General features: G+C 47.6%; 7 protein-coding genes. 4 read left to right on the top strand and 3 right to left on the bottom strand.

From position 1 onward, the window contains the following. The 3 genes from POG22_RS17340 to POG22_RS17330 all read left to right on the top strand — a co-directional run. The coding region (locus POG22_RS17340; protein WP_498906614.1) for a tetratricopeptide repeat protein at positions 1-2,606 on the top strand (2,606 nt) is incomplete at its 5' end. Beyond that, the gene (locus POG22_RS17335; RefSeq protein ID WP_498906613.1) at positions 2,606-3,013 is read left to right on the top strand and encodes a hypothetical protein; all 408 of its coding nucleotides are present in this window, start codon (positions 2,606-2,608) and stop codon (positions 3,011-3,013) included. The genes POG22_RS17340 and POG22_RS17335, both read left to right, overlap by 1 nt. Then, positions 3,010-4,425, top strand: a complete 1,416-nt coding sequence (locus tag POG22_RS17330; protein WP_498906612.1) for a hypothetical protein — start codon at positions 3,010-3,012, stop codon at positions 4,423-4,425. Before POG22_RS17335 ends, POG22_RS17330 begins: the two co-directional genes overlap by 4 nt. 460 nt (positions 4,426-4,885) lie before the next feature. On the opposite strand, the gene POG22_RS17325 is transcribed toward POG22_RS17330, so the two are convergent. After that, positions 4,886-5,455: a class I SAM-dependent methyltransferase gene (locus POG22_RS17325; RefSeq protein ID WP_498906611.1), complete on the bottom strand. Its 570-nt coding sequence runs from the start codon at positions 5,453-5,455 to the stop codon at positions 4,886-4,888. 292 nt (positions 5,456-5,747) lie between these two features. Here POG22_RS17325 and POG22_RS17320 point away from each other — a divergent pair, with 292 nt between their 5' ends. Next, complete coding sequence (locus POG22_RS17320; RefSeq protein WP_498906610.1) at positions 5,748-9,905, top strand: choice-of-anchor D domain-containing protein; 4,158 nt, start codon at positions 5,748-5,750, stop codon at positions 9,903-9,905. Positions 9,906-10,127: 222 nt separating this feature from the next. Here the strand turns inward: POG22_RS17320 and POG22_RS17315 are convergent, their stop codons facing one another. After that, positions 10,128-10,775 carry a retron system putative HNH endonuclease gene (locus POG22_RS17315; protein ID WP_498906609.1) on the bottom strand — a complete coding sequence of 216 codons (648 nt, stop codon included), beginning with the start codon at positions 10,773-10,775 and terminating at the stop codon, positions 10,128-10,130. Next, positions 10,772-12,235: an AAA family ATPase gene (locus tag POG22_RS17310; protein WP_498906608.1), complete on the bottom strand. Its 1,464-nt coding sequence runs from the start codon at positions 12,233-12,235 to the stop codon at positions 10,772-10,774. The genes POG22_RS17315 and POG22_RS17310 overlap by 4 nt, the downstream gene beginning before the upstream one ends. Positions 12,236-12,351: the final 116 nt, after the last annotated feature.

Here is a 12,351-nt window from a genome sequence, read left to right as displayed (position 1 = left end):
GGCGAGGCATTGCTCTCAATGATTTAGGTAGGAACGAGGAGGCATTGGAGAGTTACGATCGCGCTCTGGAACTGAAACCGGATTACTACCAGGCTTGGGGCAACCGAAGCAGTGTTCTCGGGAATTTAGGCAGGTACGAGGAGGCATTGGAGAGCTGCGATCGCGCTCTGGAACTGAATCCGGATGTCTACCTGGCTTGGTTCAACCGAGGCAGTGTTCTCGGGAATTTAGGCAGGTACGAGGAGGAATTGGAGAGTTACGATCGCGCTCTGGAACTGAAACCGGATTTCTACCAGGCTTGGTACAACCGAGGCGCTGTTCTCGGGAATTTAGGCAGGAATGAGGAGGCATTGGAGAGTTTCGATCGCGCTCTGGAACTGAATCCGGATTACTACGAGGCTTGGAACGGGCGAGGCAATGCTCTCTATAAGTTAGGTAGGAACGAGGAGGCATTGGAGAGTTTCGATCGCGCTCTGGAACTGAATCCGGATGTCTACGAGGCTTGGAACGGGCGAGGCATTGCTCTCTATTATTTAGGCAGGTACGAGGAGGCAGTGGAGAGTTTCGATCGATCTCTGGCTCTCAATCGGGATTTATGCCAGGCTTGGGATAATCGAGGCGTTGCTCTCAATGATTTAGGCAGGAACGAGGAGGCATTGGAGAGTTGCGATCGCGCTCTGGCACTGAAACCGGATTACTACCAGGCTTGGTACAACCGAGGCAATGCTCTCTATAAGTTAGGCAGGTACGAGGAGGCATTGGAGAGTTACGATCGCGCCCTAGCTCTGAAACCGGATTACTACCAGGCTTGGGACAACCGAGGCTATACAGTTGAAAAACTCCTCCATTCTGTCTTTACCCCCCTTACCGTGCAATATCCCGATCTCGCTCAACGGGGTTATCGAGGTAAACTTGCCACCTATCGCCAAGGACTCGAACACTGTCCCCGCGAGACGCACCCCGAAGGTTGGGGACAATTGCACTATGCAATAGGTCAAGCTCGCTACTACTACGCCAGACCCAAGCTTTACTTACAAGGAGAGCGCCGTCGCTACTTCCACCAAGCGAAACACGAATACGACGAAGCCCTAAAAACCCTCACTGCACGAGACTTTCCCGAACTGCATCTCAAAGTGCGGCGTGACCTCGCAAAAGTCTGCTCCGCTCTCGGACAACCCGAAGAAGCCGATGAGGTAATGCGACAGGGTTCAGATGTCCTGCATCAGTACCTCAAAACCGTTCCCAGTCCCCATAAAAAACGACAACTCGAATTCGAGTTTGCCGACTTCCAGCAAATGACCGTAGACCTTTGGGCGCGGGCAAACAATGCGGTAAAAGCTTGGGAACTGGCAGAACGGGGAAAAAACACCTGTCTGCGTTGGTTGTTGCGCGGTTACACGGAAGAATTCGTCTCAGCAACCGCTGAAACCGCCACCGCTTTCGCCAACCGCACCCACACCGCCCTCGTCTACTGGCACTGTAGCCCCAGCGCCCTGAACGCCTTCCTCCTCCAACCGGGACAACCGCCGCGCCTCCTCAACAGCGCCACCTCTGCCACGGAGCGTCACGCAGCCTTTCAGCAGTGGTGGGAGGAGTGGAACCAAGACTATCTCGACTATCGCGAGGTGAAGGACAAAGCCAATCCCGACCCCGAACATCCTTGGCGCACCCACTTACCAGAACGCCTGACGCAGTTGAAACACCTGTTAGACATCGACGGAATTGTGGCGGAACTGTCCCCGCCGGATTCTGCCGAACCCTACAGCATTCCGCTGGTTCTGTTCCCCCACAAGGAACTGCACCTCGTCCCCTTGGAAGCCCTGTTTCCCGACTGTTTCGCCATGACGCGCCTTCCTTCCGTGCAAACGGGGTTGGCGACGCAAGAGGAACCTCGCCAATCCACTACCGCCCTCCTCAGCCTCGAATGTCCCACGAAAGACCTCCCGATGGCATTTTTCGAGGCGGCGGCGATTCGTCACCTGTACGAAGCGACAGCGTTGGAGGGAGACAACGCCACGCCAACCGCAACCCTGGAACACCTCAAATCTGCCTATCGCTACTGTCACTTCACGGGACACAGTTGGCACGAGTTCCCGAATCCCGCCCATTCTTTTCTCAGTCTCGCCCAGGGGGAATCGCTGACGTTAAAACAGTTAGTGGAGGAGGCGGAAGATCTAAGCAGTTACGATTTGGTGAGTCTGTCCGCTTGCGAAACGGGAATTGCCCGCAATTACGATCTCATTACGGAATACGTGGGTTGGGCGAGTGGTTTTCTGGCGATGGGGGCGAAATGCGTGGCGAGTTCGCTGTGGTTGGTGCAATCTGATGCCAGTGCGCTGTTGATGGTGCGGTTTTACGAGCTTCTGCGCGAGGGCGACGTTCCCTCTGTGGCGCGAGGTAAAGCGGTGGCGTGGTTGCGACAACAGACGGCGAACCGTCTAATCGCGTGGTATGACGTTTGGTTGACGCGCCTCGAACGCAATAGTCGGGCATTTCTAGCACTCGAACGCAGAAAGCGGCAACAAAGTAAAATCAAAGAACGGGATACGCCCCTGTTTGACGATCCGTATTTTTGGGCAGCTTTAACCGTCGTGGGTTTAGATTGATGGATGCAGTCACTCGTATTACGCTGAAAGCTCTTTTACTGACTTTGGCAAAACGGGAAGAAAATCTTCCTGACAATTGGCACATCGAACTCGCTGATTTGAACTGGAACGATCCTGATGACTTAGTACGCCTCAATACTTGGGCAGAGCGTCAGTTGGGAAACGTATATGTAGACTGGTGCGATTACCTCGACGAACCCCTCGCGATACGTTCTAAAGGAAAACCGCCCCAACCGGATTGGGAACGGGAAAATCAGTTATCTCAACTCGAATTCGAGAATTTTCTACAGGCGATCGATCGAGCAGATGACGAGACGCTACGTGAAGTCAGTCAGGAAGTGGTGAAAACTGGCCGCTGGCGAAAGATCTGCGATCGCTTTTTTAAATCCACTGGAGAATCTCAATGATGGGAGAGGAGACGCAACCCTTCGATGAAGCTTGCCTCGTTTATCCGACGTTAGATTTATTTATTTACGATCGAGGCGAAACCCTCGGCGATGACGAACTGGATTTAGATAAAGCTCGACGCCATTTCTGGAATAAAATTTATTCAAATCTCTCAGAAGAGCAATTACAAACGCTAGAAAGCTACGAAGGTAAAAATATCGCTAACGAACTTTTACCGAAGCGTTACGAACCTTTAGCGAATTTAGACGGATACTTGTATCCCGTTCGGCTAGGCGATGTTTATGCTTTGCAAGTTGAGTCTTCGGGGCAATATTTGGAATCTAAAAAACCCGATTATCGCCCGAAACGGGTTCGATCGATTCGAGAACTCAAGTCTCAAGTTATTCAAAATATCGATCGCGACGAAGCTTTGAGCGATCGCCTTATTAAAGAACGTCGCGGAACGTTAGGAGAAACGTGGCTGTTTTGGTGTCAGGTGACACAACCTGAAAAGTTAGAAAATATTGCCCGCGAAATTTATAAAACACTCGAACTTCCCGAAAAACCAGACTTCGATCGCGACTTACAATCGAGGGGGCAATTTTTAGGCGGCTCGATGTTTGAATTTTGGAAAACACCGACACTTTGGAATCTCGAGCTGAGCGAATTTCATCAAGCATTCCCTCACGTCGTTTTGCTTTTATTTCCCCCCGATTTAGAAGTTGAAAAAATCGCCGATCGAATGTCTCGGCGTTGTCTCGACTTCCTGCGCTGGTTTGAATACCGCAATAAAATTGTTTGGGCAACTTGGCAAAGTCATCAACTCAAGCATCAACTCAAAAAACATTATGGTCGCATTAAAAATCGCTACGAACAGATTCACGAACGCATTCAAAACAAGCAATTTTCACTCAACCTTCTCAAGCGAGAGTTAACTGATTTATCGTTACATCAGTCTGAATACGCGAGAAAACTCATTCTGATGGACGCGCAACGTCAGACAATATCGATTAATTTGGCAAATCACGAGCAGCGACAAGAATCGTTAGGAATTGGCTGGGATGCTCAAATTAATAATGCTTGGAATCCCAAAGTTTTTCGTCAGCAAATTGAACTCGATCGCGACAATTTGTCGAGCGGTTTAACATTACTGGACAACCTCATTCGCAATATCGAAGGTGTCATTCAAATCGAACAAACGAAGAGCGATCGTAAGCTCAACGTCACGATTGGAATTGCCAGTGTTGGCTTAGCCACCAGTGCGCTGGCGGTGACGGTGGCGACGACTCAACCACCCGACGCACAGCAAACTCGAGAACTCACGATTTCTAATATTTTGCTCGATCCGGCTTTTCTTTTGAGTCTTTTTATTGGAATCGGTGGCAGTTTGGTGATGTGGCTACTCTTACAACTATGGAAACGCAACTCATGAAATTTATTCAATTCAAAAAAAACGAGCAATAACTATAAATCCGCCGATTCAAAAATGAAATGGCGTTTAAAATTTGGATTTCGTATAACCCTCTTCTATCAGATAGGGCTGACAGATAGGGCTGGTTTCCTATTAGAAAAAAACTCCAAATATATTGAAGGGTTTGAACTTGAGAGATTTAGCAGTATGAACTCATTTGCGAATCGTTTTCAATATGAATTATTATGGTATAGGGTTTTCAGCCGATCTGTTTCCGCAAACCATTTAGGATTGCTATTTTATTATTCAAAAGTCTGAAAATTGTAGAATTCAAGTCAAAATATCTCTCAAACCTTCCCTTAACAAGAATTAAACGGCTTCAATCGAAATTTTCATTCCGAAAATGACAGATGACAAAAGAGGGATAAAGCGTGCCTCCGATCGATTTACAATCTTGGGAGGCACGCCAAAGTTCGTGGATTTAAACCTTAGATTTAATAACCTTTAAAATCATGTCCACTTCTTCAATGAGATTGTTATAAAGTGCGCTTTCTTGTAAAAGCAGTTGTAAGTCTGAAACGCGATTGGGGTAGCGATCGCACCATAGCTGACTGGGGACAAAATTCGTCTTCACTAGCTCGAAATTGACATTAAGATAGAGTGCCAGTGGTGTATTCGATCGCCCTTGTGCTTGCCATTCCTGATTGAGACGACGAGAGAACATCATCAATCCCATCGGTGTAATAGCTCTGACGTGAGTGGGGTCGCGAACGAAGTTATCGTGACGGTGATGAGGAACGACTATTCTAATCGTCGCACCATCGGAACAAACACGATACATTTCCTGAATAATTTGGAGATAAACGTCCGTTTGTTGCCCTAAATGTTCGAGGACGTGAACCAATTGAATTTCGATAACACTGTCGTCTGTCCAAGGCCAGGGAAAGGTTTCGAGATCGAAGTGCAGATCCGGTGTACCAAACTTGTCAACGTTGACATAGCCAGACAACAGCTTCGAGCCACAGCCGAGATTCAAGCGGAGTTTGTTCATAATTGGAATGAGTTTGAGAGAGTGATATTTGGGACTGTCGTGCGTAATTTCACATAGAATTTAAAATTTTAATATCAGATTTTATGTAGTTTTTCATAGAATGAAAATACTCCGAAAAACATCGATCTCTTTGCGATTTTCTTAAAGATTTGTGATAAAAACAAGAGTAATTTTGCGCGAACTATCTTTATAATGACTAAAGACCCAGCAGAGTAATCTCTGAATTGTTTGAAAGCCAGTTGTAGTAAATCGAAATCCCAGGAAAGATGTATTATCCAAAGGGACTTAGGACATGGCGACTATCTTCGTGGATTCGCTCGACGACAATACCATCAGCGATGGTAAGGTAACGCTACGGGAAGCGATCGAGGCGGCCAACACAGATACATCGATCGATGGTTCGGAATGGGGAAACGGATTTGACGAAATCCGGTTTGAACCTGGGTTGACGGGAACCATCACCCTCAATGGTACAGAACTAGAGATTACCGAAGGATTGGCGATCGTCGGGCCGGGAGCGGCGAACCTGGCGATCGATGCTGATGAAAAATCTCGCGTCATCAACAGCCCATACTACAAGCCTTTGACCATAGAAGGTTTGAAAATAACCGGAGGAAAAACAATCGGTTTGTCTGAGGCCGGTGCGGGGATTTATAGCTCTGGAGAGCTTAACCTAATCGACTCGATCGTCTCGGACAATGTCGCTGACTCCAGCGGTGGTGGAGTTTACAGTGAAGACAATATTACTCTCACCAACTCCAGCGTCTCAGACAATGTCAGCTACTACGGTCAAGGTGGGGGTATTCACGGTCGCAGAAATATCACTTTGCTTGACAACTCCACAGTCTCGAGTAATACCAACTACTATGACGGTAGCGGTATTTATAGTCAGTGGGATGTCACTCTCAACGACTCCAGGGTTTCCGACAACGTTGGCTATGGCAATGGTGGTGGCATTTATAATAGCTTGGGACGTACTAATCTCAGCAATTCCGAGATTTCAGGCAATATAAGCTACGACGGCGCTGGTGGGGGCATTTTCAGTTATTTTGGAGACATCAGCTTAACCAACAACTCTACAGTCTCCGGAAATTCCAGCAAGCTTAGTGGTGGTGGTATTTACAGTGGTGGAAAGGTCACTCTCAACAACTCCACAGTCTCCGGAAATTCCATCAACGATCAGGGCCCGCCCCTATACAAGGGAGGGGGGATTTACAGTCAGGGAACGATTGTTTTACTGAATAACTCCACAGTTTCGGGCAATTCGAGCAATTACCGGGGCGGCGGACTGTACAGCCAGGAAAACATCACCCTCACTGACTCTACCGTTTCAGATAATTCCAGCCAAAAGGCAGGCGGTCTTTACAGCTTGAAAGAGGTCAGCCTCACGAACTCCACAATTTCAGGGAATTCCAGCCAAGAGTTCGGTGGAATTTGGGGCAATTGGAAAGTTAGCCTCAGCGACAACTCCCAAGTCTCGAACAACATCAGCGACAATATCGGTGGGATTGGAAGCTATGGAGAGGTTTCCTTGACCGACTCAGTTGTTTCACACAGCTCCGGCAACTCAAGCGGCGGCGGGATTTGGAGTGGTAGCGATGTTACCCTCAGCCATTCAACAGTCTCAGGGCATTCTGGCTCGTGGGTCGGTGGCATTTACAGTCAAGGATCTGTGAGCCTGACTAACTCTACTATCTCTAATAACAATAACTCCAGTGGGTTCAATGGTGAGGGTGGTGGCGGAATTAAGAGTTTGGGAAGTGTTACCCTCAATGACAACTCGACAGTTTCGGATAACTTTAGCTATGGCAACGGTGGAGGTATTGCGAGCGGAGGAACTATCACCCTAAACGATTCCACAATCTCAGGTAATTCGAGTGACGACCACGGCGGTGGTGTTTGGCAACAGGACAATGGGAGTCCGATGAACAGTGGGATTATCACCGTTGCAAATTCCACAATCTCAGACAATTCCGCCCGAAATCGTGGTGGTGGGATTTACACGTGGCAAGGTGATGTCACTCTCACCAACTCTGAGATTTTAGAGAATTTTGCCTTTCTCAGTGGTGGTGGTATTAGTGGGGGAGATATCGATCTCAGCAACTCCACGATTTCGAGAAATTCTAGCTACAACGATGGTGGTGGAATTGTTGGACGAGATGTTATTCTTACTCATTCAACAGTTCTGGGTAACTCTAGCTCTAACGGCGGTGGTATTGCTGGAGACTACGTTACCCTTACCCATTCGACTGTTTCAGGAAATTCTGGCTATGACGGTGGTGGCATTTCCAGTTATGGATATATCAACCTTAACTATTCCACCATTTCTAACAACCATGGTGGTGGTATCTTCAGTCGTCAAGCCATTAATATCAGTAACTCAACAATCTCGGGCAATTCAGATAATTACGACGGTGGCGGCATTCGGAGCTGGCATGGTGGCCTCATCGAAAATACGACTATTACTAATAACATTGCTGATGCCGATGCCAACGGGCAGGGAGACGGAGGCGGCATCTTCAGTAACGGCGATCCGTTTACCGTCCGCAACAGCATTATCGCTGGCAATATCGATCGAGGTGGTGAAGCCCCCGACGTAGCAGGAAACAACATCAACGGTAACCACAACAACATCCTGGGAACCACCACCGGCAACGGTTCCGGTAGCATCGGCTCGGGATCGGATCTCGTCCTCGATACCAGCGGACTCAGCTTGAGCGACGTTCTCGAGGCAACCCTAGCCGACAACGGCGGCGAGACGCTCACTCACGCACTCGTACCGGGGAGTCCTGCCATCGATGGCTCGGGAACCGATGCCACCTCCAACGACCAACGGGGAGTCGCCGCTGTCGGATTGGCTCGCGATATCGGAGCCTTTGAATTCGATCGCCCCGAAATCGAAATTACAGGAAACGGCACAGTCATCACCGACGATAGCACTACCCCTGATGTGTCTGACCATACCGATTTTGGTAGCACCGACGTTTCTGGCGGAACAGTCGTGCGTACTTTCACGGTAGAAAATCTCGGGAACACCCCCTTAACCCTCAGTGGTTCCCCCCTCGTCAGTCTTGGCGGCCTTAATGCTTCTGACTTCAGCGTGACTGTGCTTCCCGCCGCTTCTCTGGCCGCCTCGGAAAGTACGACCTTCCAAGTCACCTTCGACCCCTCTGAGGAAGGACTTCGCACTGCCACGCTCAGCATTGCCAACGATGACAGCGACGAGAACCCCTACGACTTCGCCATTCAAGGTACGGGAGCGGTTCCAGTTCCTCCCTCTGCATCTAATGTTGCGCCGGAAAACACGGTTTCGAGCAATTCTTTAGAAACGTCCGTCAACACCGCTCTCAACCTGTCGGAAATGTCCGTGTTCGATGCCGATGGCGACGACTTAGACGTGACCCTGACGGCTAACAACGGTACGTTAACCCTCACCGAAACCACCGGACTCAGTTTCGCAGACGGCGACGGAACCGACGATGCAGTGGTGACGTTCTCGGGAAGTCTCAGCGACCTCAACGCCGCGTTATCGACGCTGGAATTTACGCCAGCGACGGACTTTACCGGAGAGGCCACTGTGGAGATCGCCGCCAGCGATGGTTTTCTCTCAGACACCGATACTGTTGCCATTACAGTTACAGCCGCAACACCGACTGACGAGCCATCGCCTTCGCCATCTCCGTCTCCCGTTACAGACGATCCCAATTCCGATGCTTCTTCTGGTTCTTCTGGAGATGTCAGCGATCGCACCTTCCCCTCTCCCAACCCCACCGATCGCGTTCTCGACGGAAGCGATACGGACGACGTACTCACGGGAAGCGACGATGGAGAAACCATTTCAGCCTATAACGGCAACGATCTCATCGTCGGTTTGGCTGGAAACGACAACCTCTATGGCGGCGATGGAAACGATACGCTCACTGGTAATCAAGGTAAAGATATCCTCGATGGTGGAACTGGCGACGATTTGCTCGTAGCGGGGAAAGACGACGACAGCGTTCGCGGCGGTGACGGAAACGATATCGTTCGTGGAGATCTCGGCAACGATTTCATTGAGGGAAATGCCGGAAACGATTTGCTGGCAGGGAACCAAGGGGACGACCTCCTGCAAGGAAACGACGGAAACGATGTCCTCTGGGGCGGTCGAGATAACGATACCTTAATTGGCGGTTCCGGTGGCGATCTGCTCTGGGGCGATCTCGGAAACGATATCCTCATGGGAGGAGAAGGTGACGATGTTTTCGTCTTGCGCGTCGGTTACGACAGCGATACCATTGCCGACTTTAGTGGTGGCGATCGCTTGGGATTGTTCGATGGTATAACTTTCGAGCAGTTGGCGATCGTTCAGCAGGGTAACGACGTGACGATCTCTTTGGCTGACGAGTTGTTGGCTACCCTCGAGGGGGTCAGTCTCGACGCGATCGATTCGGGAAGCTTTATGGCAATTTAGGGCGATCGCTGTTTCTACATTTTTATACGGAATCCGCACACCATAACCCCTCTTAAAGCGATCGCCCAAAATCGATTTAAGTCCTAGCGTACAGGGAATTTACGACGAGGGCCGCAAAACAGGGTTTTCAAACCTGGATTCCGTATTACACGAGTTTAGGGTCAAACATTTTGCTCTAAACTCGTTCGTTTTATCGAATCACTTTCGAGAGCGAATGTTCTATTAATAATACTGTTTTAGAACGTAGGCGATCGCACTACCAAACGCTTCAAACTGACCTTGCTTTGATTGAGATAGCCAATTCAATAACGTTTCGATTTGTTCAGGTAACAGACGATCGATATCTCCTAAAAATCCCTCGATCGCGGCTTGACGCATTCGCCGCAACTTGGGAATATCGAGTCCGAGTTTGTCTATTGTAGTTGTCGCAGCTTTGTTTTTTTCAACATCGCGGGATGCTAAAATTTGTCCGTCTTCCGTGTAGCGAAAAAAAGTTTCGCAATCTTCCTGTAACGGCGACACCATCAACGTTTCATCATACCATTCCGCCTTCTTATGTCCGCAGTGAACGGATTTGGGAGGTGGCGTTTCACTTTCTCCCTGACACGATGCGAACAGGTTGTCATAGGCTAACGCTAAATCGTAACGTTGATTTCGTGGAATCAAATGTTCGATGTGACTCGAAGAGCGATCGATCTGTCGTTCGCAGTAACAGCAAATATAACCCTGTTCTTTTAAAAGTGCTTCGTGAACTTCTTGCTTTTCTGGATTTTGGAAGTTGTCGTCATACGACGGTTTCCAATCTTCGTTTTCTTCCTGTTTCCACTCCTCAAACCGCTTGGGTTCAGTTCCTTTGCGGATATACTTCACCGATTCAAAATCTCCCGACGACGAATTGACGCACTAGCTTTAATTAATTGCGGATCGTCCGCTCCTATTTTATCTGATATTTGTTCGTGAAGTTGACGTGCAGCGTCTAAATTCCCCTCTTCAATCAGTTGAAAAAGCTGCATCAGTTCGTCTCGAACTTCAGGGGGTCTGGCAACGCCTCCCATCACGTCTTCAACGATTTGACCGATCTCTCGACCATAGGAGAGTTCGGGATGGCTGACTACAATGTTATCTGCTTGTTTTTCTAGAATATAGACATTTTCTGGTTTAACTTGACTCACAACTTGCGGCGAATGTGTCGTTACGATAAACTGACAGTTTGGGAAGGTTCGCCGAAGTGAAGGAATAACATCTTTTTGCCACTGAGGATGTAAGTGAAGTTCGATTTCGTCGATTAAGACGACTCCTGTTCCCTCGAGTGGATTTGCTAGATTTGAATTTGCAATGGCTAACCGACGTGCGATATCTCCTACCATTGCAATTAGGCACTTTTCGCCGTCGGATAGTTGATTTATTTCTAATTCTTCGTTATTTTTGTTGACGGTCATCCGTAAAGGCGATCGACGTACTCTTAAGTTAGAAAATCCTGGAACTAAATCGTAAATTGCCGAACGAACTGCTTCGAGTTTTTTATCTCGATGTTCTGGATTGTCGCGAATTTCTTCGTTTTCAATGTCTTCTAAAATTTTAAACCATTGAAAAAAGTGTTTAAATCCTACGTTAGTTCCCGTCAAAGCTTGATGATAGACTTGACTGAGAAAACATTCAGAGTCTTCTGGGCTATCGAGCAAAGAATTTGGAATCGCTCGATTAACTGAATAGTAAACCAGGATTGGTAAGTTTATATCATCTAAATTCAGTACATCTTTATTTTTAGTAAATTTGTTTATTTCATGTAACGCTTTCTTCGCTGATAATATATTACTATTTTGAGATTTTTTTGTTTGAATGCCCCATTTAATTTTTTCTTTGAAATTGCCTAAAATGATTTCAATTGAAATTCTTGCTATCAAGTTTTTAGATCTATTGTCTATATAATGCAAATTGATTGGAAGTAAAAAATTTGAATCAAAAGATTTTTGAATTTTATCGTCAGGCTTTTCCAATGTCTCCAATCCCTTTGTCATCTGATATGCAGCTAGTTGTCCTTCGTATAGACTTTTTTCAATTAGCGATAGAGGTTTATCGACATTTGGAGTCGATAGGCTTAAGATTTCGCTATAATACTGCCAATCGTTTAGCCATTCAGCCAAATAAGATAAAAGGATTCTAGAAATGTCTAAGATACTCGATTTGCCAACTCCGTTTACGCCGACCAAGACAACTAAATCGCGATCGCTAAAATCCAAGTCTAGCTCGCGGATGCCTCTAAAGTTAGTGATTTTGAGATTTTGAATTTTCATAAAACTTAAATCATATTTTTTGCTGTTAATCTTCAATTATAACTTGCGGAAATTCATAATGCAATAGAATTAGTATGACGCTGCTTTTCACATTATCGTTAACCGTCATATCTCCCCAACCTCTTATCTAGAAAGAGATTGGGGAGAAGGTT

It is taken from the genome of Geitlerinema sp. CS-897 (assembly GCF_028368005.1).
GTDB lineage: Bacteria > Cyanobacteriota > Cyanobacteriia > Cyanobacteriales > Geitlerinemataceae > Baaleninema > Baaleninema simplex.
Note: the sequence above shows the minus strand (reverse complement) of the source record. Positions and strands in the feature narration are given on the sequence as shown.